A 25,283-nucleotide genomic window follows, 5' to 3' on the forward strand; every position below is an offset into this window, starting at 1 on the left:
GGAACGCAGGCGGAAGACCTGTTTCAATCGGTCATTCTACGGAACAGACGTTTCACCCGTGTTTCGGGGAGCCGAACGCGGCCGCCCTCTCGAGGAGGGCGAGGTCCGCGCCACGCGGGCCGACCAGGCACAGTCCCACCGGAGCGCCGGCGACCGAGAGCAGCGGCGCCGACAGAGCCGGGTAGCCGCCGATCCCCGCGACGCAGGTCATGCTCAGCGTCGCCGTGCGCACCGCGTCGATTCGCTCCGCCGAGGCGTCCAGCGGTGGGGCGGGCGAGGAGGCGGACGGGAGGAGCAGCACCCGGTCACCGAGAGCCGAGTCGAGGGCGGAGCGGTAGCCGTCGAGGCGCTCGCGCGCGGCGGCGACCGTCGCCTCGTCCAGCCGGGACGCCGCATCGAAGCGCCCCTGCACGTCCGGAGCTAGAGCACCGGGATGCGCCGAGACCCACTCGCCGTCGGCTGCCCACGCCTCCGCCGCCTGCACGGTGCGGAAGTCGGCGAACATCTCGGCCATGGGCGGCAGAACGACGCTCTCGGGCTCCTCGAGCGCCCCGTCGGCGACCAGCACCTCGATGCGGCGCGCGAACGCCTCCTGCACCGCCGGGTCGGCCGCCGCGAGCAGACCCGGCGCCGTGACGACTCCGCGGCCCGGAGCGTGCTGCTCGGCTCGCGCCAGCCCGACCCGCGCGACGCGCTGCAGAGTCAGGACGTCCCGCGTCAGCCAGCCGACGGTGTCGAAGCTCGGCGCCAGCGGCAGCAGCCCCGCCACGGGCACGGCGCCGTGCGTCGTCCGCAGTCCCCAGAGCCCCTGGTACGAGGCGGGCACGCGGATCGAGCCCGCCGTGTCGGTCGCGAGCCCGACGGAGGCCTGGCCGAGCGAGACGGCGGTCGCCGGTCCGCTCGAGGAGCCGCCGGGGATCGCGTCCGGCACGGCCGGATTCGGCGGCGTCCCGTAGCCGGAGTTGCGACCCGCGATGCTGTACGCGAACTCGTCCGTCTGCGCGAGACCGCGGACGGCCGCCCCCGCCTCGAGCAGGTCCGCCACGGCCGGAGCCGTCCCGGTCTCGATGGCGGCCTCGGCGAGGCGCGCGGGCACGCCGGCGCCGATCCGCTGCCCCTCGATCGCGAAGAGGTCCTTGACCGCGATCTCGAGCCCGTCCAGCTCGCCCGAGCCGGTCGGAGGCACCAGCGGCGCGCCGACGACCCGCCACACCCGCGCATCCAGGGCCGGCGCGGGCGCCTGTACCTGCGCGGCGCGCACCCGCCAGACGCCCTCGTCGAGCGACCACAGCTGCGTGACGAGACCGCGCCCGCCGCGGGACGGCGTGTTCACTGTGACGACCAGCGCGGTGCCGGCGTCCACCGCCCGCACGTGCAGCTCGGCCAGGCCGCGCGGAGGAGTCCCGCCGCGCCGTCCGCGGAAGCCGGTGATCGCGTCGTGGCCGACCAGCAGCCCCGACGCGTCGCCCCGGAGCGTCGTCGGCGCGCGGACGAACGCGTCCGCCAGCGCCGGCACGTCGTCGGCCGCGAGCGCTGCCTCGTAGGCGAGGACCGCGTCGACGAGGCCGTCCGGCAGCTCGCCCTCGAGCGAGGTCACGCGCGGGTCAGACATCGAAGTCCGCCGTCCGCACGCGGGCGTGCACGCCCTTCACGAGGTCGACGACCTGCGAGATGTTGAAGTCGGTCGCGGCGCTGAGATACGCGTAGGCGAGGCTCGCGTCCATCCCGTAGCGCGCCTGCAGCAGCGCGATGGCCGCGCGCACGCAGTTCTGCACGGCGATGTCGAGGTCGGCGTCCATCCCGGTGGGCACCAGGAACTCGCTCGTCTCGCCCAGCGGCCCGACGAGCTCGCCGAACGCCTCGAGCGCGTCGGCGCGCCGCACCACCTCGAACCGGACCCGGACGCGGAGACTCGCCTCCATCGCCGTCAGCGCGACCTCGCCGTCGCCCTGCGCGAAGTGCGGGTCGCCGACGTACGCGAGCGCCTCCGGCACCTGCACCGGCAGGTAGAGGCTCGTCCCTGCGGTGAGCAGCGAGATGTCGATGTTGCCGCCGTGCGGGCCGGGCGGCACGGAGTGGGGGCGCTCGTCGCCCGCGACCGCGACGCCCATGATCCCGAGGAACGGGTGCAGCTCGAAGCGCGCCGAGCGCTCGCCTCCCGGTACCAGCGGCAGCACTCCGCGGCGGACGCCGTCCGCTGCGTCCTCGACGTGCGCGAAGGCGCTGAAGGGCCCCGCCGCGAGCGGGTACTCCCCCGGCAGCGCGCCGCGCCCGTGCCGGTTCGAGATCACTCCGTACGGCACCCGCGGCTCGGCCTCGAGGAGGGTCATCCGCAGCAGGTCGCCGGGCCGCGCGCCCCGGACGGCGATGGGACCCGTGACGACGTGCGGACCGTCGGCGTCGACGTCGCGGAACGGACCGGAGGCGGCGAGCTCGATCGCGTCGCGCAGCACCCCCTCGGGAGCGACGCCGTGCCGACCGAAGAACGCGACCGGATCGCGGCCTTGATCCTCCAGCACGCCCTCGTGGCTGAGGGTGTCGATGACGACCTCGGTACCGGAGTCGATGCTCAGCACCGCGCGGTCGCTCGCGCAGGGCAGCCGCCCCCAGAGCACCGCGTCGGGACTCGCGGGCAGGTACTCCACGCCCTCCGGGATCGACTCACCGGGCTGCACCGCCCACTCCGCCAACCGCATGCGCCGCCCGCCTTCCCGCGCGGGAGCCTCCCGCGACCGTCCGACAGTACCGAAGCCGTGTTTCGTCTCTTCGCGCGCATCCGTGGCAGGATCGGCGGAGCTCAGCCCCTGCTCCACCCCGCGAGACGGCACTCCCGCACGAGACACGCCGGTGCGAGCGTGCCGACGTGGCGTCTCGCGGGCGCCTCCCCCTCCCTCCGACGACAGGACCCCCGTGTTCCGACGCCTGCGCACGCGCACCGACAACGTCCACCTCGGCCTCATGCTCGCCTTGACCTTCTCGACCGGCATCATCGACGCCGTCGGCTACCTCGGCCTCGACCGCGTCTTCACCGGCAACATGACCGGCAACGTCGTGATCCTCGGCATGGCCCTCGCGGGAGCCGACGACCTGCCCGTCGTCGGCCCGATCATCGCGCTCGTCGGCTTCATGCTCGGCGCCGCGCTCGGCGGCCGCGTGCTGCGCCCCGTGAAGACGGGCTGGACCACCCGCTCCACCTGGCTCTTCACCGTCGTCGGACTGCTGATGGCCGTCCTCGCGATCGTCCTCGGCGTCGTCCCCGAGCACCCGGAGCCGCTCGCGCTCACCGTCACCGGGATCCTCGGCCTCGCCATGGGTCTGCAGGCGGCGACCGCCCGCCACATCGCCGTGAAGGACGTCACCACCGTCGTCGTCACGTCGACCATCACCGGCCTCGCCGCGGACTCGTGGCTCGGCAGCGGCAAGGGCCAGCCCTGGTTCCGCCGCCTCGCGGCCGTCGTGCTGATCGGAGCCGGTGCCGGAGTCGGTGCCCTCGCCCTGAACGTCGGCCTCTGGCTCGGCCTCGCGATCGCGGCCGCGGTCACCCTGATCGCCTCGCTCTTCGGCCACCTCGTCGCGCACGTGAAGCACGCTCCGGCGCCCGAGAAGGCCGCGGCCTGACACTCCCCGCACAAGCTCAGCTCAGAGAGGGGTCTGTCGGCTGTCAGGGCCTGTGCCCCTCTCGCAGCAGACGTTCCGCTCCTACGCCACCCGCGGCAGCAGCTGGCAGTGCGGGCACAGGTGCGAGGAGCGGTTCATGAACGGCACCCGCACGATCGCCTCGCCGCAGCGCGGGCACGGCTTCCCGGTCTGCCCGTAGGCGTTCAGGCTGTGCGAGAAGTACCCCGACGCCCCGTTCACGTTCACGTACTGCGCGTCGAAGCTCGTGCCGCCCTCGGCCAGCGCGCGCTCGAGCACAGAGCGCACCTCCGCGAACAACCGGCGGATGCGCGGCTCGCTCAGCGATGCGCTCGAGCGCTCCGGATGCAGCTCCGCCGCCCACAGCGACTCGTCCGCGTAGATGTTGCCGATGCCGCTGACGAGGGTCTGATCGAGCAGCGCCCGCTTGATCCCGCTGTTCCGGCGCCCGAGCGCCGTCACGATGGCGGGCAGGTCGAAGAAGGGGTCGAGCGGATCACGCGCGATGTGCGCCACCTGCGAGGGGACGCGCGCGGCCCAGTCGCCGAGGGGCCCGTCGCCCGAGTAGCCGCCCGGAGCCCCGTCCGGTGTGGGCTCGAGCGTGTCGATCGCCATCGAGCCGAAGATCCGCTGATCCACGAAGTGGAGCGCGAGCTCCCCGTGCTCGGGGTGTTCGATCCCGATCCGGATGCGCGTCAGCCTGGCGGGCGGCGCGTCCGCGGCGCGCAGCAGCACCTGCCCGCTCATCCCGAGGTGCACCAGCAGCGCCTCGTCGCGGCCCGCGGGCATCCAGAGGAACTTCCCGCGGCGCACGGCGCCCGCGAGCCGGCGCCCGACCAGCAGCCGCTCGAACGTGCCGTGCGGATGCACGTGCCGCTTCAGCGAACGCTCGTCGACGATCTCGATACCGGTCACGAGCGATCCCGTGACGGCCGGGGCGAGGCCGGCGCGCACCACCTCGACCTCGGGCAGCTCGGGCACGTCAGGCTCCGGAGGCGGGCGGCAGCGCGGCCAGGCGCGTCCAGGCGTCCAGCGCCGCGGCCATCTCGGCCGCCTTCTTGCTGGTCCCCTCACCGCGGGCGGTCACCAGACCACCGACGATCACCGTCGCCACGAAGACCTTGTTGTGGTCGGGGCCGGTCGCGGCGATCTCGTAGCGGGGAGCGGGAGCGCCGTGCTCGGCGGCCGCCTCCTGCAGGCTCGTCTTCGGATCCATCGAGACGCCGAAGCGGCCCGGGTCGGCACGCAGTGGAGCGATGAGGCGCAGCACGAGGTCGCGCGCGGCATCGGGGCCGGTGCCGAGGTAGACGGCTCCGATGATCGCCTCGACCGTGTCGGCGAGGATCGACGCCTTCTCGCGACCGCCGGTCAGCTCCTCGCCGCGGCCGAGCCGGAGGAACTCGCCCAGGCCGATGCCGCGGGCGATCTCGGCCAGCGCGACCGTCGACACGAGGCTCGCGCGGCGCTTGGCCAAGTCGCCCTCGCTCAGGGCGGGGTACTCGGTGTAGAGCATGACGGTCACGGCCTGCCCGAGGATCGAGTCGCCGAGGAACTCGAGGCGCTCGTTGTGCGGGATGCCGCCGTGCTCGAAAGCGAACGACCGGTGCGTCAGGGCGAGCTCGAAGAGCTCACCGTCGAGGCTCACGCCGAGCGTGGCCTCCAGACGCGACCGGTCGTCGCTGGAGGGTGATGCGGAGGTCTGGTTCACCATGGACCACTCGACGTCCGTCGCGGAGCGACGGGCCGCCGGAGGAGTCGGATCAGACGTCGGCGACCTTGCGGCCCTTGTACTCGAGGAACAGCGCGGTGCCCGCGGAGTCCTCGACGACCTTGGCGCGGTGCGGGAGGCTGTAGACGACCTTGCCGTTCTCGACGGTCTTGACCAGGGTGGGGACCTCGGCCTTCCACTGCGAACGACGGGCGTGGGTGTTCGCGCGGGACTTCTTCCTCTTGGGAACAGCCATGATTCTCTCTTCTCTACGTGTGTCCCGAGTCGGGGCTAGTCGGTTTCGGTGCCGGCCTGACGGCCTGCACCGCTGTCTGCGGAAGCTCCGGGCGCTGCGGCCCCACCGTTCCCCGTCTCGCTCAACCCGGCGAGCGCGGCCCACCTGGGGTCGTGCGGCGCATCCGGTTCGCGCTCGGAGGAATCGGCCAGCCGCTCCCCCGTGACGGGGTCGAGGCCCGGACAATCCGGCCGGCAGACCGGCTGGAACGGCAGCGACAAAACCACCGCATCCCTGACCAGAGGTTCAAGATCCACGTGGTCGTCGTGAACCTCATAGTCGAAAGCTTCGTCAGAAGAGTACGCGAAAAGTTCCTGGAACTCGACATCGACAGGCAGGGAGATGTCGGTGAGGCACCGGCTGCACTCGCCGACGGCCTCCGCCGACACCTCGACGCTGGCCAGGATCCCCTCGTGCACCGACTCCACGCGCACGTCGACGTCGATCGGCGCGCCCTGTCGGACCGCCACGATCCCCTCGCCGTACTGCTCGGGAGCGTCGATGTCGAGACGGTGCTCGCGCATCTCCCCCGGACGGCCGATGAGATCGCGCACGTGCACGGTGAACGGCGTCTTTCGGAAAGTAGTCACGAGGGTCCATCTTACGCGCGACGGCGCTGCGCGGGCAGGAGAGCGGCAAGACAGCGGCAAGCCGGGGCCGTCACGACGACGGGCCGGAGCCGTCGCGGACGACGACCCCGGCCCGGTGAGCACGGATCAGGCGCCGCCCTCCTGCAGGGTCACCTCGATCGGCTCGAAGTCGGCGCCGCTCGTGTCGACGCCCTCCTCCTCGAGCTCGGCCAGCGCCTTCTCGACGTACTCGTTCGAGTACGCCGTCTCCGGCGGGTCGTCGCTGATGATCGTCGCGCCGGTCTCGTTCTGCGTCTCCTTGGCGATGTCGACCGTCTGCTGCCAGGCGGCCTCGTCGATCATGCCGATGCCTCCGGTGGAGGGCCAGATCAGCTTGTTGACCTCGTTGGTCATCCAGAGCTGGTGGCTCGTGCCGAGCGTCGAGCCGGCGGCGGTGACGATGTCGGCCGCCTCCTCCGGGTTGTCCTTCGCGTAGATCCAGCCCTTGATCGAGGCCTTCACGAACGCGACGGTCTGCTCCGCGTACGCGTCGTCGCTCTCGAGCTTCTCGGCGTCGGCCCAGATCGCGTCCTGCAGCATCGCCGTGCCGACGTCGTTCCAGCTGATCACGTTCAGGTCGTCGGGCGTGTACAGCTCCCCCGTCTCCGGGTTCACGCTCTCGAGCACCTGCGCGTACTCGTTGTAGGTCATCGCCTGCGCCGCATCGATGTCGCCGGCGAGGAACCCGTTCATGTCGAACTGCTGCTGCACGAGCGAGATGTCCTCGAGCGACACGCCGTCCTGCTGCATGCCGGCGAAGAGCTCCCACTCGTTGCCGTAGCCCCAGCTGCCGACCGTCTTGCCGGACAGATCGGCGGGCGAGGTGATGCCCTTGTCCTTGAACGAGATCTGCGTGGTGGCGCTCCGCTCGAAGATCTGCGCGACATCGGTGATCGCCGCGCCCTGCTCGATCGACCCGAGCACCTTCGGCACCCACGAGATCGCGTAGTCCGCGTCTCCGGAGGCGAGGACGTCCTGCGGCACGATGTCGCCGCCGCCCTCGGCGATGGTGACGTCCAGACCCTCGTCCTCGTAGTAGCCCTGGTCGAGGGCGGCGTAGTACCCGGCGAACTGGGCCTGGGCGACCCACTGCAGTTGCAGGGTGACCGGCGCGAGGTCGCCCGAGCCGCCGCCCGAGCCGCCGTCGTCGGTTCCGGATGCGCTGCATCCGGTGAGCGCGAGACCGACGGCGGCGAGCCCCGCCGTCGTGGTCGTCGCGATGCGCGTGCGTCTGTTCACTGTTCCTCCAGATGGTGTGGTGCAGGACGTGCCCGTGCGGGCGGTGCTGTGGAGCGACGTGCCGTGGTGCGGATGGAGCGCCGGGCGGACCCGGGTGGAACGGTGGAGCACCGGGCGGGCCCGGGAGCGGCTGGGATCAGCGCGCGCGACTGCGCCGGAGCGCGAAGGCCTCGAGCCCCGCGGTGGCGCAGTAGAACAGGAGGCCGACGAGCACGGCGCCGAGCACGTAGGCGTAGGCGAGCGCGTAGTCGCTGCCCGAGGCCGCCGTCGTGATCGACTTGCCGAGCCCGCCGACCGGTCCGCCGAAGTACTCGGCGACCAGCGCCGAGATGACGGCGAGCGAGGAGGCGATGCGCAGTCCCGTGAAGAAGAACGGCACGGCGGCGGGGAGCGTGACGGCGAGCGTGCTCTGCCACGGAGTCGCGGCGTACGCCCGCATCAGATCGCGGTGCACCGGAGTCGCCTGCCGCAGCCCCCGCAGGGTGTTCACGTAGACCGGCACGAAGACGGCGAGTGCCGCGACGAGCTGCCGCGCCGTCTCGACGCTCGCGCCGAACATCGTGTAGAGCACCGGCGCCAGCGCCACGATCGGCACCACGGCGGCCGCCGCGACGATCGGAGCGACGAGGCCGTCGAAGACCCGCAGAAGCGCCGACAGGCTCGCGACGACCACCGCGACCACCGCTCCGACGACGAGGCCGATCAGCGCGTTCCCTCCGGTGACGCGGCTCCCGGACGTCACCGAGCCGAGGTTCTGCGCGAACTCCGCACCGATCGACACCGGCGACGGCAGCACGAACGGCTTCACGTCGAACGCCGTGACGCCCACCTGCCACAGGATCAGGGCCGCGAGCCCGAGCAGCAGCGGCGCGAGGACGGTGCGCGCGAGCGCCGGAGTCGTCATCGGTTCTCCACCCCGCGCGGCAGCGCCGCGGCCTCGCCGTGCAGGAGCTCGCGCACGGCGCTGACATCGCGGAAGAACGACTCGACCTCGCGCACGCCCTCGTCGCGCGAGGCGGCGTCGGGCAGGCGCACCGGGAGCACGTCGCGGATCCGCCCCGGGCGGGGCGACATGACGACGACGCGGTCCGAGAGGAACACCGCCTCCGGGATCGAGTGGGTGACGAAGACGACGGCCGCTCCGGTCTCGGTGCGGATCCGCAGCAGCTCCGTCTGCATCCGCTCGCGCGTCATCTCGTCCAGCGCTCCGAAGGGCTCGTCCATCAGGAGCAGCCGCGGGCTCTCGGCGAGCGCACGCGCGATGGCGACGCGCTGCTGCATGCCTCCCGAGAGCTGGTCGGGGTAGGAGTCGGCGAAGTCGCCGAGCCCGACCAGCGCGAGGAGTTCGTCGACCCGCGAGCGCCGGGCCGAGGCTCCGACGCCGTGCAGCTCGAGCGGCAGGGCGATGTTCGCGCGGATGCTGCGCCACGGCAGCAGCCCGGCCTGCTGGAACGCGATGCCGTAGTCCTGGTCGAGCCGCGCGCGCCGTGCGGTCTTGCCGAAGACGGAGATCGCTCCCGACGTGGGCTCGTCGAGGTCCGCGATCAGTCGCAGCAGGGTCGACTTGCCGCAGCCGGAGGGTCCGATCAGCGAGACGAACTCCCCCGCCGCGATCTCGAGCGACACGTCCTGGAGCGCGACGACGCTCGCGCCCTTCTTCGTGCTGAACGTCTTGGTGACGGCGTCGACGACGACGGCGGACTCGGCAGCGCTCATGCGGGCTGCTCCCCTCTGCGGAACGGACGGAGGACGACCCCGATCAGCGCGACGGCGCCGGCGGCCGCGAGGCCGACGAGCACCGCGCCCAGGATCGGCGCCCAGGGCTTGGCGGGGTCTCCGCCGGCGGCGGAGGCGAACTCGATGATCATGCGGCCGATGCCGCCGCGCAGGCCGATCGAGACCTCGGCGACCACGGTCCCGATGACGGCGCTGACCGCTCCGAGGCGCAGGGCGGGGAGCAGGAACGGCACGCTCGCCGGCAGGCGCAGCCGCACGAGCGTCTTCCACCAGCCCACCCCGTAGACGTGCATCAGCTCGACCTGATGGGCGGCCGGCGAGCCGAGGCCGCGCAGCGCGCCGATCGACACGGGGAAGAAGGCGAGGTAGGAGGCGATCAGCGCCACCGACATCCAGTTCTCCCAGGTGAACGCGCCGAACTCGAGCTGCGAGCCCCAGCGGCGCACCAGCGGCGCGATGGCGATGAGCGGCACCGTCTGGCTGAGCACGATCCAGGGCAGCACCGCCGACTCCGCGGTGCGGAACCGCTGCATGAGCAGCGCGAGCAGCATCCCGACGACGACCCCGACGACCCAGCCGACGGCCGCGATCCCGAGCGAGAAGGCGCTCGCCTGCAGCACAGCGAGCCAGAGCGCCGGAGCGCCGCGGGCTCCGGTCACCGGCTCGACGAGTCGCGCCGCGATCTCCCAGAGGTGCGGCATCGCGATCGCGCTGGTGCGCGGCAGCACCGTGACGCCTCCGACGACCACACCGGTCTCGGGGCCGAGCGCCTTGTACGCCTCCCAGACCAGAGCGAGCAGGAGCAGGCCGGCCGCGCCGAGCAGGATCCCGCGCGCCGCGGCCGGACCCCTCATGCCTTGGCCGTGATGTGCGGGCCGAGAGCCGGGATCACGCGCTCGCCGTAGACGCGCAGCGTCTCCTCCTTGTTGTCGTGCTGGAGGTAGCCGGCGAACTGCGTGACGCCGATCTCGGCGAGCGCCTCGAGCTTGGCGATGTGCTCGTCGGCCGTGCCCAGCACGCAGAAGCGCTCGACGATCTCGTCCGGCACGAACGAGGTGTGGCTGTTGCCCGCCCGCCCGTGCTCGTTGTAGTCGTAGCCCTCGCGCCCCGCGATGTAGTCGGTGAGGGCCTGCGGCACCGCGCCGCTGCTCCCGTAGCGGCCGACGATGTCGGCGACGTGGTTGCCGACCATGCCGCCGAACCAGCGGCACTGCTCGTACATGTGGGCGCGGTCGGTGCCGATGTACATCGGCGCGGCGATGCAGAACTGCAGCGACTCGGGGTCGCGGCCCACGTTCGCGGCCGCCTCCTTGACCGTGGTGATCATCCAGCGCGCGATGTCGACGTCGGCCAGCTGCAGGATGAAGCCGTCGCCGACCTCGCCCGCCAGCTTCAGCGCGAGCGGGCCGTAGGCGGCCACCCACATCTCGAGCGAGGAGCCGCGGCTCCACGGGAACTGCAGTGTCGAGCCGTTGTACTCGACCGAGCGGCTGTTGGCGAGCTCGCGGATGACGTGGATCGACTCCCGCAGCGTCTTGAGCGTGGTCGGCGCCCCGCCCGTCACGCGCACCGCGGAGTCGCCGCGGCCGATCCCGCACACGGTGCGGTTGCCGTACATCTCGTTCAGCGTCGCGTGCAGGGAGGCGATGACCGTCCAGTCGCGCGTCGCCGGGTTGGTGACCATCGGGCCGACCGTGATGCGGTGCGTCTTCTCGAGGATCTGCGAGTAGATCACGTAGGGCTCCTGCCAGAGCAGGTGCGAGTCGAACGTCCACGCGTAGTCGAAGCCGTAGGTCTCGGCCAGGACGGCGAGGGCGACGGTGCGCGAGGCGGGCGGGTTGGTCTGGAGGACGACTCCGAAGTCCATGGGGTTCCTTTGTGCTGCGGTCGGACGAGGAGAGGTCAGATCAGATATTGCGAGAGTCCGCGCTTGATGTACTTGCCGTCGCCCTTGGTACCCACGTACTGCCCGTCGTCGACGACGACCTTGCCGCGGGAGATCACGGTGTCGACGTGCCCGTCGATCTCGAACCCCTCCCACGCGGAGTAGTCCATGTTCATGTGGTGACTGCGCCCCTCGCCGATGCCGATCGAGGTGTGGCCGTTCGGGTCGTAGACGACGACGTCGCCGTCGGCGCCGGGCTGGATCACGCCCTTCTTCCCGTACATCCCGAACATCCGCGCCGGAGTCGTCGACGTCAGCTCCACCCACCGAGGGAGCGTGATCTGCCCCGACACGACGCCCTGGTACATCAGGTCCATGCGGTGCTCGACGGAGCCGATGCCGTTGGGGATCTTCGAGAAGTCGCCGACGCCCATGTCCTTCTGGCCCTTCATGCAGAACGGGCAGTGGTCGGTGGACACCATCTGGATGTCGTTCGTGCGCAGCGACTGCCACATGTGGTGCTGGTGCCCCTCCGCATTCGAGCGCAGCGGCGTGGAGCACACCCACTTCGCGCCCTCGAACCCCGGCGCGCCCAGCTGCTCCTCGAGCGAGAGGTACAGGTACTGCGGGCAGGTCTCGCCGAACACGTTCATGCCGCGGTCGCGGGCCTGCGCGATCTGCTCCACCGCCTGCTTCGCCGACACGTGCACGACGTAGAGGGGTGCACCGGTGAGGTCGGCGATCATGATCGCCCGGTGCGTCGCCTCCTCCTCCGCCTGCCACGGGCGCGAGGTGCCGTGGAAGTACGGAGACGTGTTCCCGGCCGCGAGGGACTGCTTCACGAGCTCGTCGATGATCGCGCCGTTCTCGGCGTGCATCATCATCATCGCGCCGTTCGAGGCGCCCTTCTGGAACGCGCGGAGGATCTGCCCGTCGTCCGACAGGAACACGCCCTTGTAGGCCATGAAGAGCTTGAAGCTCGTCACCCCCTCGTCCATCAGCTCGTCCATCGCGACCAGCGACGAGTCCTGCACGTCCGACAGGATCTGGTGGAAGCCGTAGTCGATCGCGCACTCCCCCGCCGCCTTCGCCTGCCACGCCTGATACCGCTCGACGACGCTCTCGCCGGGGTACTGCACCACGAAGTCCACGATCGAGGTCGTGCCGCCCCACGCGGCGGCCCGCGTGCCCGTCTCGAAGGTGTCCGAGGCGAAGGTGCCGCCGAAGGGCATCTCCATGTGCGTGTGCGCGTCGATCCCGCCCGGGATCACGTACTTCCCCGTCGCGTCGATCACGCGGTCGACGTTCGCCCCGAGATCGAAGCCGAGCAGGGTCGACCCGGGCGCGAGGACCGCCGCGATCGTCTCTCCGTCGATCAGCACGTCGGCCGCGCCGGTGCCGGTCGCGTTCACGACCGTGCCGTTGATGATGAGGGTCTTCATCGTCGCTCCTGGATGGTTCGCGCGGTCACGGCTTGGGGATGCTGGTGTACGACTCCGGCCGGCGGTCGCGGTAGAACTGCCAGTCGTCGCGCATCTGCTGCACCATGTCGAGATCGAGGTCCCGGAGGAGGATCTCCTCGCTCTCCCCGGAGCCGCGCTCGCCGACGAACTCGCCGCGCGGGTCGATGACCTGGCTCGTGCCGTAGAAGTCGACGGCGAGGTCGCCGTACTCGTTGTCCTCGCGGCCCACCCGGTTGGGCTGCAGCACGAAGTACCCGTTCGCCACGGCGGCAGCGGGTCCCTCGACCTCCCACAGGCGGTTGGAGAGCCCCGGCTTGGTCGCGTTGGGGTTGAAGACCATGTGCGCCCCGTTCAGGCCCAGCTCCCGCCAGCCCTCGGGGAAGTGCCGGTCGTAGCAGATGTGCACGCCCACCTTGCCGACGGCGGTGTCGAACACCGGGTAGCCGAGGTTGCCCGGGCGGAAGTAGAACTTCTCCCAGAACCGGTCGAGGTGCGGGATGTGGTGCTTGCGGTACTTCCCGAGGATCGTGCCGTCGGCGTCGACGACCACCGCGGTGTTGTAGTAGACGCCGGTCTGCTCCTCCTCGTAGATCGGGAGGATCATCACCACCCCGAGCTCCTTCGCCAGCGCCGCGAAACGCTGCACGATCGGCCCGTCGGCCGGCTCGGCGTAGCGGTAGTACTTCTTGTCCTGCGTGATTCCGAAGTACGGACCGTAGAACAGCTCCTGGAAACAGACGATCTGCGCCCCGTCGGCGGCGGCGTCCCTGGCCATCTGCTCGTGCTTGTCGAGCATCGACTCCTTGTCGCCGGTCCAGGTGGTCTGCGTGATCGCTGCGCGGACGATGGTCATCGGTACCTCCATGACAGTGGGGCCATCCGCCAGCGGGGCTTCGACGGCGGAACTCCTCGGGTGCCTCGGCACCGTGCGGATGCGGAGTCGGGGGACCGTGGTCCCACTGTGGTGGGCCGAGCGCCCGAAGGCAACGACCCGCCCGACTCCGTGGACAGGGGTTCATCGTCGTCCTCCGACGTTTCCCGCGTGTTTCGAGTGGGAATCCGTGGGATTAAGGAGTCGGCTCCACCGATTCCGTCGCCGCTCGACGAGGGCGGTACCGTGAGTGGATGCGCATCACGATCCTCGCCGGCGGCGTCGGAGGAGCCCGCTTCACCTCGGCCGTGCGGGGGCACCTCCGCGACCTCGAGGCCGCGGGTGGCGGCCCGTCCGAGATCACGGTGGTCGCGAACACGGGCGACGACATGTGGCTCACCGGCCTCAAGGTCTGCCCCGACCTCGACTCCCTCACCTACGCCCTGGGCGGAGTGAACGACACCGAGCGCGGCTGGGGCCGGGCCGGCGAGTCGGAGCGGGTCTCGGCCGAGCTCACCGCATTCGGCGTCGGCTGGCCCTGGTTCACCCTCGGAGACCTCGACCTCGGCACGCACATCGCCCGCACCTCGATGATGCGCGACGGTCTCACCCTGTCGGAGGCGACCGAGCGGATCACGGCGCGCTGGCCGCTCGGCGTCCGCCTGCTCCCCATGTCCGACGACGACGTCGAGACGCACGTCGAGGTCGAGATCCCCGGTGAGGGCGTGCGGCTGCTGCACTTCGAGGAGTGGTGGGTGCGGCTGCGCGCCTCCGTGCCCGCCCGCCGCTTCGTGCAGAAGGGGGTCGCGACCGCGCGTCCCGCTCCCGGCGTCCTCGAGGCGATCGCCGACACGGATGCGGTGCTCGTCGCACCGTCGAACCCCGTCGTGTCGATCGGCACGATCCTCGGCGTGCCGGGCATCGCCGACGCCCTGCGCGCCACCGCCGCCCCCGTCGTCGGGGTGTCCCCCGTCATCGGCGGAGCCGTCGTGCGCGGGATGGCCGACGCGTGCCTCGCCGCGATCGGCGTCGAGACCTTGGCCGAGGCGGTCGGCCTGCACTACGGCTCCCGCTCCACGGGCGGGCTGCTCGACGCGTGGCTGGTCGGCGAGGAGGACGCCGGAGCCGTCTCCGCGCTCGAGGCGGCCGGTCTGCGGACGCGCTCGGTGCCCCTCTGGCTCCGCGACCGCGAGACCTCCGCCCGCCTGGCCGCCGACGCGATCGCCGCCTCCCGCGGCTGAGCCGTGGTGTCTCCCGCGCGGCCCGCCGTCGCCCGATCGGGCCGTTTGCTTGTACCGTCGTCCCGGATCGACTTCCCGGGCGACGAGCGCCGGAACCGGAGTCGCACGACCGCCCGTCCAGGACCGCCCCCGCGGATCCGCCGCTCGGGCCGCAGGGCGCGCGCGCTCGCAGGAGGACTCATGCAGCATCGCACCCGCATCGGAGCGGACGCCGTCCGCGGTGCCGGCGGTGCGCGCCGTGCCTGAGCGCTCCTTCGTCCTGCACACGCCCCCTGACGACGGCATGACCGCGATCCACGAAGCGCTCGAGGAGCTCTGGGCCGAGAGCCCGGGCCTGGGCTCGTGGGATCGCATGTCCTTCACCACGGCCCTCGTCGAGGTGACGTCCAACGTCGTTCAGCACGCGCGCTCCTCCCGGCCCGTCGTCTGCCGCGTCGAGATCCGCGTCGACGACCTCGAGATGCGCGCCGTTCTGAGCGACTCGGGCGAGGCCGCCGACATCGACGTGGCCGAGCGCCGCGACATGCCCGACGAGTGGGAGGAGGCCGGCCGCGGCATCCCGTTCATCCAGGCCCTCGTGACCAGCTTCGAGCACCGCCGCGTCGACGGGCAGAACGTCTGGACGATCGTGCGCGAGCGCAAGCGCTCCTGAGCGCTCCCACCGGACGCGGGAGCCGACGCCCAGGACCGTGTGACAGCGTCGGAGGAACCGCGTCCGGACCACAGTCGCGGACCCCCTGCGGAAGGAACTCGTTCATGCCTGGTGCCCTCGTCCTCGCCGGAGGCGGACTGGCCGGTATCGCCTGGGAGCTCGGCGTCGTGCGCGGCATCGCCGACGCGTCCCCCGAGGCGGCCCGGCTCCTGCTCGACCCCTCGACCACGTTCCTCGGCACGTCCGCGGGATCCGCCGTCGCGGCCCAGCTCAGCACCTCCGTCGGCCTCGACGAGGCCTACGCCTCGCAGCTGCGCGAGGAGTCGGCCGAGATCGGCGCCGTCATCGACTCCGAGGCCCTGCAGGCCAGCTTCGCCGCCGCGATCGAGGGCGCGACCTCGCCCGAGGACGCCCGCCGTCGCATCGGCGTGCTCGCCCTGTCGACGTCGACCCTGTCGGAGGAGTCGCGCCGGGACGTCATCGCCGCTCGCGTCGCCGACGCGGGCTGGCCCGATCGGCGCCTCCTCATCACCGCCGTCGACACCGCCACCGGCGCCCTCGTCGTCTTCGACCGGACGAGCGGCGTCCCGCTCGTCGACGCCATCGCCGCGAGCTGCGCCGTTCCGGGCGTCTGGCCGCCGGTCACGATCGACGGCGTGCGCTACATGGACGGGGGCGTGCGCTCGGGGAGCAACGCCGACCTGGCCGCCGGAGCCGACTGGGTCCTCGTCGTCACTCCGCTGCCCGGCGTCGGCGCACCCGGAGCGGGCACCCTGCCCACGGCCGAGCTGGACGCCCTCGCATCCTCGCGGGTCGAGGTCGTCTACGCCGACGAGACGTCGATCCGGGCCTTCGGACCGAACTCGCTCGACCCCGCGGTGCGCGCCGCCTCGGCGGAGGCCGGTCGCGCCCAGGGTGCCCGGATCGCGAGCAGGATCGCCGAGCTCGTCGGCGCCTGACGCGTCCTCAGCGCACGACGCCGTAGCGGAGGAAGAGCGTCCCGTCGCTGAAGCGCCGCTGCTCGCGCAGATCGAGCGCCGTGCGGAACCCGGACGGCAGGAACCGCGTCCCGCCTCCGACCACGACGGGCACCACGTACCAGCGGATCTCGTCCACGATGCCGGCGCGCAGAGCCTGAGCGGCGAGGTCGGCCCCTCCGATCGAGGCGTCGTGGTCGAGCGCGTCCACCTGCTCGCGCACCGCCTCGGGGTCGAAGCGCCGCTCGAGCCGGGTGCGCTCGGTCCGGACGTCGTCCAATGTCCGCGAGTACACGATCTTGTCCGCCGACCGCCACATCTCCTGGAAATCGCGGATGAAGGCGAACTGCTCGGCGAGAGCGAATCCCGGCCCCCAGGGGCTCATGGTCTCGTACATCCGCCGGCCGTAGAGATAGGTGCGCACCTCCGCCTCGGTCTCGTTGATGAAGCGGTGCACCTCGGGCCGCGGCTCCGCCCAGGTGAAGCCGCCGGCCTCGTCCCGGGTGTACCCGTCGACCGAGGCGATCCCGCTGTAGACGAGCGCGCCCACGTCGGCCTCCTCCGCGGGCGGGTTCGGGTTCCGCCCACGAGCGCAGGCTAGACGCGAGAGCGCTCTCACGCAACACGGAGCGGAGGGATCGGCGACGATCGACGGGTCGGCGATCCCTTCCCGACCGCGTAGGGTTCAGGAGGCCGTGCCCGCGGCCGCGAAGGGTTCCGGATGAAGATCAGCCAGCTGCGTCACTTCGTTGCGGTCGCCGAGGAGCTGCACTTCGTGCGCGCCGCCGAGAAGCTCGGCATCTCGCGGAAGAAGCTCGACTCCTCCGTCGCCGCCGTCGAGTTCGACCTCGGGCGCCCGCTCTTCGAGCCCGGCGCGTCCCGCACGGTGCTCACCGCGGCGGGCCGCGAACGGCTCGCCTCCGCGCGCGCGGAGCTCGCGGCCCTCGGCGACGAGCCCGAGGCGGCTCCCCCCGCCGGCGGCAAGGCGAAGGCCTCGAAGGGCACCGGCCGCGCCCCGATCGTCAAGGGCCAGCCCAAGCCCTACAAGCGCCGTCAGACGCGCTGAGAACGGATCCGCCGGGCCCGCCGAGCGCGATTCCGGAGTGGGCCCTACCGGGCTCGAACCGATGACATCCACGGTGTAAACGTGGCGCTCTACCAACTGAGCTAAAGGCCCCCGTCGCGGCCTGGCCGCCGACGAGCGTCCCCATCGTACGACACCCTCTCCCGCGTCCCCGGCCGTCGGGCGCCGCTAGCCTCGGCACATGACCGACGCACCCGGCGACCGGGCGAGGCGGCGCGCCGAGAGCCGCTGGCCCGCCTCCGCCGCCATCCTCGTCGCCGTCGCCCTCAACGTCGTGGGGCACGACGACCGCACGTCGGCGGTCAGGCTGGCCGCGGCGGCGCTCACCCTCGTCCTCCTCGTCCCGCTGTTCGTCGTCAACCCGCGCCGCCTCGACAGCGAGACGAAGTGGTCGCGCGTCGTCTCGATCTCGCTGGCCGTCGTCCTCGCCGTCGCCAACCAGGTGAACGTCGTCGCCCTCGTTCTGGCGCTCGTCGACGGATCGACGGACGGACCGCTCCTCCTGCTCACCGCTCTGCAGGTCTGGGTGACGAACGTGGTCGCCTACGCGCTGCTCTACTGGGAGCTCGACCGCGGCGGCCCCGTCGCCCGCGGGACACTCCCGCGGAGCGGGCTGCCCGCCGCCGATTTCGCGTTCCCGCAGGACGGCTACCGGGACACGGTGCAGGAGGTCTCGGCGACATCCTCCGAGCGCGCAGATTGGCGGCCCGGCTTCGTCGACTACCTCTACGTCTCGACGACGAACACCATGGCGTTCAGCCCGACCGACACCATGCCGCTCTCGAGCCGGGCGAAGCTCCTGATGGCCGTCGAGGGCGTCACCGGATTCGTCCTGCTCGCGCTGGTCATCGCCCGCGCGGTCAACATCCTGAACTGACCCGGTACCCGATCACTCGGGTTGCGTCTCCGCGAGATGCCACTCCGGTACGCGACACGCCGCAGGAGCCGTACCGAAGTGGCATCTCGCGAGGAGCGTCAGGCGTGCGCCGGCTGGAGCGCGTCGATCGCGGCGCGGTACGCGTCGATCGAGCGCGCCTCGCCGGGCTCGGTGATGAAGGTGTCGCGGATGACGCCCTCCCGGTCGATGAGGAAGGTCGCGCGCGTCGCGTAGCCCTTGCTCTCGACGAAGACGCCGTACTGCTTCGCCACGTCTCCGTGCGGCCAGAAGTCCGAGAGGAGCGTGAAGTCGTAGCCCTGCTTCTCGCCCCAGGCGCGCAGCGTGTGCTTGGAGTCGACCGAGATGCCGATCACTTCGACGTCCGCGTGCTCGAAGAGCGACAGGTTCTCGCGCAGAGCGCAGAACTCCCCCGTGCAGGTGCCCGAGAACGCGAGGGGGAAGAAGACGAGGGCGACGTTGCGCCGCCCGTGGAAGTCGCCGAGCTGGATCCGCTCGCCGTACTGGTTGGCGAGTTCGAAGTCGGGAGCGAGCGTCAGCTTCTCGAGAGCCATCGGTCCGATGTCCTTCCGTGCGCACGAGATTCGCGCGAGCACGAGGGGCAATGCTAGACCCGCTTCGCGCCCCCACCAAGGGGGATCGGCGAACCGGCGATCGGAGCCGGCTCCCCCGATGGCCGCGGAGGGCCCTCCGGATGGTGGAACCCCACAGACCGCTGAACGCTTCCGTCGTGGATCGCCACAGTAGGCGGGAATCGCTAGGCTTGCCCAGGTGCCTGCGCGCAGCTCGTCATCCGTAGCACCCGCGCGTGGATCCGCACCGCTTCATGAGAATGATGTCTCGGGCACGATCTGCCCCCAGAGAGAGGTCGAGGGTGACTGTTAACGATCAGGACCCGTATTCCGTCGGTCACGTGGACTCGGACCCCGAGGAAACGTCGGAGTGGAACGAGTCGCTGGACGCGCTCGTGCAGGAGCGGGGTGCGGGTCGCGGACGCGACGTCGTGCTCAGTCTCCTGAAGCGCTCCAAGGAGCTGCACCTCGGCGTGCCGATGGTGCCGACCACGGACTACATCAACACCATCGCGCCCGAGAACGAGCCCGAGTTCCCCGGTGACGAGGACGTCGAACGCCGCTACCGCGCCTGGATCCGGTGGAACGCCGCGATCCTCGTGCACCGCGCGCAGCGCCCCGGAATCGGGGTCGGCGGCCACATCTCGACGTACGCGTCGAGCGCGTCGCTCTACGAGGTCGGCTTCAACCACTTCTTCCGCGGCCAGGACCACCCCGGAGGAGGCGACCAGGTCTTCATCCAGGGTCACGCCTCGCCCGGCCCCTACGCCCGCGCCTACCTCGAGGGACGCCTGACCGAGCACCAGCTCGACGGCTTCCGCCAGGAGCGCTCGCACAGCGGCGGAGGGCTCTCGAGCTACCCGCACCCGCGCCTCATGCCGGAGTTCTGGCAGTTCCCGACCGTGTCGATGGGCCTCGGGCCGATCAACGCGATCTACCAGGCCCAGGCCAACAAGTACCTCACCAACCGCGGCATCAAGGACGCCTCCGACCAGCAGGTCTGGGCGTTCCTCGGCGACGGCGAGATGGACGAGGTCGAGTCGCGCGGTCAGCTCCAGGTCGCCGCGAACGACGGTCTCGACAACCTGAACTTCATCGTCAACTGCAACCTCCAGCGCCTCGACGGACCCGTCCGCGGCAACGGCAAGATCGTGCAGGAGCTCGAGTCGTACTTCCGCGGAGCCGGCTGGAACGTCATCAAGCTGATCTGGGGCCGCGAGTGGGACGACCTGCTCGCCCGCGACACCGAGGGCGCGCTGCTCGACCTCATGAACAAGACGCCCGACGGCGACTTCCAGACCTACAAGACGGAGGACGGCGCCTACGTCCGCGAGAACTTCTTCGGCCGCGACGAGCGCGCCAAGAAGCTGGTCGAGGACTACTCCGACGAGCAGATCTGGGGCCTTCGCCGAGGCGGCCACGACTACCGCAAGATCTACGCGGCCATGAAGGCCGCGACGGAGCACAAGGGCCAGCCCACCGTCATCCTCGCCCACACCATCAAGGGCTACGGTCTCGGCCGCAGCTTCGAGGGCCGCAACGCGACCCACCAGATGAAGAAGATGACGCTCGACAACCTGAAGGGCTTCCGCGACACCATGCGGATCCCGATCACGGATGCGCAGCTCGAGGAGAACCCCTACCTCCCGCCGTACTACCACCCCGGTCAGAACGACGAGGCGATCGAGTACCTGCAGGAGCGCCGTCGCGCGCTCGGCGGCTACCTGCCCGAGCGCCGCTCGAAGTACACGCAGCTCAACCTCCCCGACGACTCCGCGTACAAGATCGGCAAGAAGGGCTCCGGGACGCAGGAGATCGCCACCACCATGGCGTTCGTCCGCATCCTGAAGGACATCCTCCGCTCGAAGGACTTCGGCAACCGCGTCGTCCCGATCATCCCGGACGAGGCCCGCACCTTCGGCATGGACGCGTTCTTCCCGAACGCGAAGATCTACAACCCCCGCGGGCAGCACTACACGTCCGTCGACCGCGAACTGCTGCTGGCGTACAAGGAGAGCCCCCAGGGTCAGATCCTGCACGTCGGCATCAACGAGGCGGGCGCCCTGGCGGCGTTCACCGCAGTCGGCACCTCGTACTCGACGCAGGGCGAGCCGCTCATCCCGGTCTACGTCTTCTACTCGATGTTCGGGTTCCAGCGCACGGGCGACGCGATCTGGGCGGCGGGCGACATGATGGCCCGCGGCTTCATGATCGGAGCGACCGCCGGCCGCACCACGCTCACCGGCGAGGGCCTGCAGCACGCGGACGGGCACTCCCCGATCCTCGCGGCCACCAACCCGGCCGTCGTGAGCTACGACCCGGCGTACGGCTACGAGATCGCGCACATCGTGCAGTCCGGTCTCGAGCGGATGTACGGCGGGAAGCACTCCGACCCGAACGTCATGTACTACCTCACGGTGTACAACGAGCCGATCGTGCAGCCCGCCGAGCCCGAGGACGTGGATGTGGACGGCATCGTCCGCGGCATCCACCGCGTGTCCTGGGGCCAGTGGGACGGCCCCAAGGCGCAGCTGCTCGCCAGCGGCGTCGCGGTGCCGTGGGCGATCGAGGCGCAGAAGCTCCTCGCGGAGGACTGGGGCGTCTCGGCCGACGTCTGGTCGGTCACCTCGTGGAACGAGCTGCGCCGCGACGGCATGAAAGCCGAGCAGCACAACTTCCTCCACCCCGAGGACGCTCAGCAGGTGCCGTACGTCACCGAGAAGCTCGCCGACGCGAAGGGCCCCTTCGTCGCCGTCTCCGACTTCTCGCACCAGGTGCCCGACCAGCTGCGCCAGTTCATCCCGGGCGACTTCGCGACGCTCGGAGCGGACGACTTCGGCTTCTCGGACACCCGCGCGGCCGCTCGTCGCCACTTCAAGATCGACGGCCCGTCCGTCGTGGTGCGCACGCTGCAGCTGCTCGCCAAGCGCGGCGAGGTCGACCCCTCGCTGTCGGTCCAGGCGATCGAGAAGTACCGGCTGCACGACGTGAACGCCGGCACCACCGGCAACGCGGGCGGCGAGAGCTGACGGACAAGTCGGTGCTCTCCTCCGACGCGTCGTCGTCGTCGTCGACCACGCGAGGGTCTGCTCCCGCAGCCCCGGCCTCACGGCCGGGTGCTGCGCGCACCAAGGAGCAGACCCTCGCGTGGCTGCGCACCATCGCCGGTGAACTCGCGACGCAGACCATCAAGCGCCTCGACGACACGCTCCCCTGGTACGGAGCGATGCCTCCGGGTCGGCGCTCGGCCGTGGGTCTGGTCGCCCAGGCCGGCATCACGTCGTTCATCTCGTGGTTCGACGATCCGCAGGCGACCCCGTGGATCGCGGCCGACGTCTTCGGCGCGGCCCCTCGGGAGCTGCTCCGCTCGGTGTCGCTGACCCAGACGCTGCAGCTGATCAAGGTCACCGTCGAGGTGGTCGAGGACCGGGTGCGCAACGGCAGCGAGGACCTCCGCGAAGCGATCCTCCTCTACTCCCGCGAGGTCGCGTTCGCGGCGGCCGACGTCTACGCGCGCGCCGCCGAGGCGCGCGGACTCTGGGACGCGCGCCTCGAGGCCCTCGTCGTCGACTCGATCCTCACGGGCGAGGCCGACGACGAGCTGCCCAGCCGCATCGCCGCTCTCGGCTGGCACGGGCACGGCGAGGTCGCGGTCCTGGTCGGCACGGCGCCCAAGATGCTCGACGTCGACCAGCTGCGGCGCACCGCGCGGCACATGGACGCCGACGTGCTGATCGGCGTGCAGGGCAGCCGCCTCGTGCTGGTGATCGGCCGCGCCGAGCCGAGCGAGAACGCGACGGAGGAGACCGGTCCCCCGGTCGCGTTCCTCGAGATCGCGGAGGCGCTCGAGCCCGGCTTCGGCACCGGCCATCTGGTGCTCGGCCACGAGGTCCCGACGCTGGTCGAGGCGTCCCGCAGCGCCCGGGCCGCTCTCGCCGGCTTCGCGGTCGCCCGCTCCTGGCGGAACGCACCGCGCCCGGTCAGCGCCGACGACCTCCTGCCCGAGCGCGCCCTCGCCGGCGATCCGCTCGCCCGGCAGAGCCTCATCACCCAGATCTACAAGCCCCTGCAGAAGCACTCGACCGAGCTGCTCACCACGCTGTGGGCCTACCTCGACAACGGGCGCTCGCTCGAGGCCACCGCCCGCGAGCTGTTCGTGCACCCCAACACGGTCCGCTACCGGCTCAAGCGCGTCGCCGAGGTGATCGGCTGGGACGCGACGGGCGCCCGCGAGGCGCTCATCCTGCAGTCGGCGCTCATCCTCGGGTCGATGAGCGACCCCGATGGAGCCGTCCGCCGCCGTCCCGCGCGCAGCTGACCTCCGCTTCTTGTAGACCCGCCACAAGCTCTTTGTGGTTTCTCCGTACGAACAAGCGGCGCCCAGTGTGGCGCGGATCGGAAGACTGGACACGTGATCGTCGTCGTCGCCCCGGGTCAGGGCTCCCAGACCCCCGGATTCCTCGCGCCCTGGTTGGCCGTCCCGTCCGTCGCCGAGCAGGTGGCGGCCCACTCCGAGGCCGTCGGCATCGACCTCGCGGCGCACGGCACCGAGTCGGACGCGGACACCATCCGCGACACGGCCGTCGCCCAGCCGCTCATCGTCTCGGCCGGACTCGTCAGCCTCGCCGCCCTCCTCGAGGGCGGGCGCCGCGACCGGATCGCCGGCATCGCCGGGCACTCGGTGGGCGAGATCACCGCGGCCGCCGGAGCGGGAGTCCTCTCCGAGGCCGACGCGCTCGTCTTCGTCCGCGAGCGCGCCCGCGCCATGGCCGCGGCCGCAGCTACGGAGCCGACCGCGATGAGCGCCGTCCTCGGCGGCGACGAGCAGGCGCTCCTCGCACGCCTCGACGAGCTCGGCCTCGAGCCGGCCAACTACAACGGCGGCGGGCAGATCGTGGTCGCCGGAGCCGTCGACGCCCTGCAGGCGCTCAAGGACGAGCCGGTCGCCGGCACCCGCGTCATCCCCCTCCAGGTCGCCGGAGCGTTCCACACCCGCTACATGGCGCCCGCCCGCGACTCGCTCGCCGACGTCGCCGCCGGCATCACTCCGGCCGACCCGACCCTGCGGCTGTGGACCAACCGCGACGGCTCGGTCGTCGAGTCCGGCCCGGCCTTCCTGGACCTCCTCGTGGGCCAGGTCGCGTCCCCGGTGCGCTGGGACCTGTGCATGGCGGCGTTCGCCGAGGCCGGAGTCACGGGCCTCATCGAGCTCGCCCCGGCCGGCGCCCTGGTGGGCCTCGCCAAGCGCGGCCTCAAGGGGCTGCCGACCCTCGCGGTCAAGACCCCCGACGACCTCGACGCCGCCCGCGCCTTCATCGACGAGCACGCCGCCTAGCAGGAGAGACCCATGACGACCCCTACCCTCACCCAGTCCAGCGGCACCGCCTACACCCGGATCCTCGGCATCGGAGCGGCGCGCGGCGACCGCGTCGTGCCGAACGACGACCTGATCGAGCCGATCAACTCCTCCGACGAGTGGATCCGCCAGCGCACCGGCATCATCGAGCGCCGCCGCGCCTCGGCCGACGTCCAGGCGGTCGACCTCGCGACCACCGCCTCCCTCGAGGCGATCGAGAAGGCCGGCATCCGCCCCGACCAGATCGGCGTCGTGCTCGTCTCGACCATCAGCAACACGGTGCAGACACCGTCGCTCGCGGCCCTCCTCGCCGACCGCATCGGCGCCAACCCGGCCCCGGCCTACGACATCTCGGCCGCCTGCGCCGGTTACACGTACGGCATCGCGCAGGCCGACTCGTTCATCCGCTCGGGTCTCGCCGAGTACGTGCTCGTCGTCGGCGCCGAGAAGCTCTCGGACCTGGTCAGCCCCACCGACCGCAGCATCTCGTTCCTCCTGGGCGACGGCGCGGGCGCGGCGGTCGTCGGGCCGAGCGACTCGGCAGGCATCTCGAAGACCGTCTGGGGATCGGACGGCTCCCGCTGGGACACCGTCGGCATGGACAACCCGATGCTCGCCTACCGCGAGGGCCGCGCCGAGTGGCCCACCCTCCGGCAGGACGGCCCCTCCGTCTTCCGCTGGGCCGTCTGGGACATGGCGAAGGTCGCGAAGCAGGCGCTGGCGGAGGCGGGCGTCGAGCCCTCGGACCTCGCCGCGTTCATCCCCCACCAGGCGAACATGCGCATCATCGACGAGTTCGCCAAGCAGCTCAAGCTGCCGGACACCGTGATGATCGCCCGCGACATCGAGACGACCGGCAACACTTCCGCCGCGTCCATCCCGCTGGCGACCCACCGCCTGCTCGAGGAGCACCCCGAGCTCAGCGGCGGACTCGCCCTGCAGATCGGGTTCGGAGCCGGACTCGTGTTCGGCGCGCAGGTCGTGGTGCTCCCTTAGGGGGCACCGCCCCACCCCTAAACTGACTCACGGTCACTCGACGACAA

25 protein-coding genes and 1 tRNA gene are annotated in these 25,283 nt (G+C 71.3%); 10 read left to right on the forward strand and 16 right to left on the reverse strand.

Annotation, left to right across the window (positions count from 1 at the left end; genetic code table 11):
• Positions 1-52: 52 nt before the first annotated feature.
• Positions 53-1,612 carry an AtzH-like domain-containing protein gene (locus ASF48_RS13700; protein ID WP_055792699.1) on the reverse strand — a complete coding sequence of 520 codons (1,560 nt, stop codon included), beginning with the start codon at positions 1,610-1,612 and terminating at the stop codon, positions 53-55.
• Positions 1,605-2,696, reverse strand: a complete 1,092-nt coding sequence (locus ASF48_RS13705; RefSeq protein ID WP_055792702.1) for an acetamidase/formamidase family protein — start codon at positions 2,694-2,696, stop codon at positions 1,605-1,607. Before ASF48_RS13705 ends, ASF48_RS13700 begins: the two co-directional genes overlap by 8 nt.
• Positions 2,697-2,910: 214 nt before the next feature.
• Here ASF48_RS13705 and ASF48_RS13710 point away from each other — a divergent pair, with 214 nt between their 5' ends.
• On the forward strand, positions 2,911-3,618 hold the full coding sequence (locus ASF48_RS13710; RefSeq protein WP_327205444.1) for a YoaK family protein: 708 nt from the start codon (positions 2,911-2,913) through the stop codon (positions 3,616-3,618).
• 81 nt (positions 3,619-3,699) lie between these two features.
• Here the strand turns inward: ASF48_RS13710 and mutM are convergent, their stop codons facing one another.
• The 11 genes from mutM to ASF48_RS13765 form a co-directional block, all read right to left on the reverse strand.
• Complete coding sequence (mutM, locus tag ASF48_RS13715; RefSeq protein WP_055792705.1) at positions 3,700-4,617, reverse strand: bifunctional DNA-formamidopyrimidine glycosylase/DNA-(apurinic or apyrimidinic site) lyase; 918 nt, start codon at positions 4,615-4,617, stop codon at positions 3,700-3,702.
• A gap of 1 nt (position 4,618) precedes the next feature.
• Positions 4,619-5,347 (reverse strand): ribonuclease III, encoded by a 729-nt coding sequence (gene rnc, locus ASF48_RS13720; RefSeq protein WP_055792708.1) that lies wholly within the window; start codon positions 5,345-5,347, stop codon positions 4,619-4,621.
• 49 nt (positions 5,348-5,396) lie between these two features.
• The gene (gene rpmF, locus ASF48_RS13725) at positions 5,397-5,600 is read right to left on the reverse strand and encodes a 50S ribosomal protein L32 (RefSeq protein ID WP_055792711.1); all 204 of its coding nucleotides are present in this window, start codon (positions 5,598-5,600) and stop codon (positions 5,397-5,399) included.
• Positions 5,601-5,635: 35 nt separating this feature from the next.
• Positions 5,636-6,229, reverse strand: a complete 594-nt coding sequence (locus ASF48_RS13730; RefSeq protein ID WP_235577255.1) for a YceD family protein — start codon at positions 6,227-6,229, stop codon at positions 5,636-5,638.
• 126 nt (positions 6,230-6,355) lie between these two features.
• Positions 6,356-7,507, reverse strand: coding sequence for an ABC transporter substrate-binding protein (locus ASF48_RS13735; RefSeq protein ID WP_230671198.1), 1,152 nt, complete (start codon positions 7,505-7,507; stop codon positions 6,356-6,358).
• Positions 7,508-7,643: 136 nt separating this feature from the next.
• Positions 7,644-8,411: an ABC transporter permease gene (locus ASF48_RS13740; RefSeq protein ID WP_055792714.1), complete on the reverse strand. Its 768-nt coding sequence runs from the start codon at positions 8,409-8,411 to the stop codon at positions 7,644-7,646.
• Positions 8,408-9,223 carry an ABC transporter ATP-binding protein gene (locus tag ASF48_RS13745; protein WP_055792717.1) on the reverse strand — a complete coding sequence of 272 codons (816 nt, stop codon included), beginning with the start codon at positions 9,221-9,223 and terminating at the stop codon, positions 8,408-8,410. The genes ASF48_RS13740 and ASF48_RS13745 overlap by 4 nt, the downstream gene beginning before the upstream one ends.
• Positions 9,220-10,098 carry an ABC transporter permease gene (locus ASF48_RS13750; RefSeq protein ID WP_055792719.1) on the reverse strand — a complete coding sequence of 293 codons (879 nt, stop codon included), beginning with the start codon at positions 10,096-10,098 and terminating at the stop codon, positions 9,220-9,222. Before ASF48_RS13750 ends, ASF48_RS13745 begins: the two co-directional genes overlap by 4 nt.
• The gene (locus tag ASF48_RS13755) at positions 10,095-11,111 is read right to left on the reverse strand and encodes a TIGR03842 family LLM class F420-dependent oxidoreductase (protein ID WP_055792722.1); all 1,017 of its coding nucleotides are present in this window, start codon (positions 11,109-11,111) and stop codon (positions 10,095-10,097) included. Before ASF48_RS13755 ends, ASF48_RS13750 begins: the two co-directional genes overlap by 4 nt.
• Before the next feature lie 35 nt (positions 11,112-11,146).
• Positions 11,147-12,571, reverse strand: a complete 1,425-nt coding sequence (hydA, locus tag ASF48_RS13760) for a dihydropyrimidinase (protein WP_055792725.1) — start codon at positions 12,569-12,571, stop codon at positions 11,147-11,149.
• Between the two features lie 25 nt (positions 12,572-12,596).
• On the reverse strand, positions 12,597-13,445 hold the full coding sequence (locus ASF48_RS13765; protein ID WP_055792728.1) for a nitrilase-related carbon-nitrogen hydrolase: 849 nt from the start codon (positions 13,443-13,445) through the stop codon (positions 12,597-12,599).
• Between the two features lie 272 nt (positions 13,446-13,717).
• On the opposite strand from ASF48_RS13765, the gene cofD reads away from it, so the two are divergent.
• The 3 genes from cofD (at position 13,718) to ASF48_RS13780 (ending at position 16,315) form a co-directional block, all read left to right on the forward strand.
• Positions 13,718-14,704 (forward strand): 2-phospho-L-lactate transferase, encoded by a 987-nt coding sequence (gene cofD / locus ASF48_RS13770; RefSeq protein WP_055792731.1) that lies wholly within the window; start codon positions 13,718-13,720, stop codon positions 14,702-14,704.
• Positions 14,705-14,942: 238 nt separating this feature from the next.
• Positions 14,943-15,356 (forward strand): ATP-binding protein, encoded by a 414-nt coding sequence (locus ASF48_RS13775; protein ID WP_157603168.1) that lies wholly within the window; start codon positions 14,943-14,945, stop codon positions 15,354-15,356.
• Between the two features lie 104 nt (positions 15,357-15,460).
• Positions 15,461-16,315, forward strand: a complete 855-nt coding sequence (locus ASF48_RS13780) for a patatin-like phospholipase family protein (RefSeq protein WP_055792734.1) — start codon at positions 15,461-15,463, stop codon at positions 16,313-16,315.
• A gap of 7 nt (positions 16,316-16,322) precedes the next feature.
• Here the strand turns inward: ASF48_RS13780 and ASF48_RS13785 are convergent, their stop codons facing one another.
• On the reverse strand, positions 16,323-16,883 hold the full coding sequence (locus tag ASF48_RS13785; RefSeq protein WP_055792738.1) for a dihydrofolate reductase family protein: 561 nt from the start codon (positions 16,881-16,883) through the stop codon (positions 16,323-16,325).
• A gap of 171 nt (positions 16,884-17,054) precedes the next feature.
• Between ASF48_RS13785 and ASF48_RS13790 the strand changes: the two genes are divergently transcribed.
• Positions 17,055-17,399, forward strand: a complete 345-nt coding sequence (locus tag ASF48_RS13790) for a helix-turn-helix domain-containing protein (RefSeq protein ID WP_055792740.1) — start codon at positions 17,055-17,057, stop codon at positions 17,397-17,399.
• Positions 17,400-17,437: 38 nt separating this feature from the next.
• On the opposite strand, the gene ASF48_RS13795 is transcribed toward ASF48_RS13790, so the two are convergent.
• Positions 17,438-17,510 (reverse strand) — tRNA-Val (locus tag ASF48_RS13795).
• Positions 17,511-17,598: 88 nt separating this feature from the next.
• Between ASF48_RS13795 and ASF48_RS13800 the strand changes: the two genes are divergently transcribed.
• Complete coding sequence (locus ASF48_RS13800) at positions 17,599-18,294, forward strand: DUF1345 domain-containing protein (protein ID WP_055792744.1); 696 nt, start codon at positions 17,599-17,601, stop codon at positions 18,292-18,294.
• Between the two features lie 98 nt (positions 18,295-18,392).
• Here the strand turns inward: ASF48_RS13800 and ASF48_RS13805 are convergent, their stop codons facing one another.
• Positions 18,393-18,866, reverse strand: a complete 474-nt coding sequence (locus tag ASF48_RS13805) for a peroxiredoxin (RefSeq protein ID WP_055792747.1) — start codon at positions 18,864-18,866, stop codon at positions 18,393-18,395.
• Between the two features lie 320 nt (positions 18,867-19,186).
• On the opposite strand from ASF48_RS13805, the gene aceE reads away from it, so the two are divergent.
• The 4 genes from aceE to ASF48_RS13825 all read left to right on the forward strand — a co-directional run bounded on the left by aceE (position 19,187) and on the right by ASF48_RS13825 (position 25,236).
• Positions 19,187-21,913: a pyruvate dehydrogenase (acetyl-transferring), homodimeric type gene (gene aceE, locus ASF48_RS13810; protein ID WP_055792750.1), complete on the forward strand. Its 2,727-nt coding sequence runs from the start codon at positions 19,187-19,189 to the stop codon at positions 21,911-21,913.
• Positions 21,914-22,035: 122 nt separating this feature from the next.
• Positions 22,036-23,202, forward strand: a complete 1,167-nt coding sequence (locus ASF48_RS13815) for a PucR family transcriptional regulator (RefSeq protein WP_055793208.1) — start codon at positions 22,036-22,038, stop codon at positions 23,200-23,202.
• A gap of 93 nt (positions 23,203-23,295) precedes the next feature.
• Positions 23,296-24,219: an ACP S-malonyltransferase gene (locus ASF48_RS13820; RefSeq protein WP_055792753.1), complete on the forward strand. Its 924-nt coding sequence runs from the start codon at positions 23,296-23,298 to the stop codon at positions 24,217-24,219.
• Between the two features lie 12 nt (positions 24,220-24,231).
• Complete coding sequence (locus ASF48_RS13825) at positions 24,232-25,236, forward strand: beta-ketoacyl-ACP synthase III (RefSeq protein ID WP_055792755.1); 1,005 nt, start codon at positions 24,232-24,234, stop codon at positions 25,234-25,236.
• The last annotated feature ends 47 nt before the right edge of the window (positions 25,237-25,283 follow it).

Origin of the sequence: Rathayibacter sp. Leaf299, assembly GCF_001423055.1 — a bacterium.
Lineage (GTDB): Bacteria > Actinomycetota > Actinomycetes > Actinomycetales > Microbacteriaceae > Rathayibacter > Rathayibacter caricis.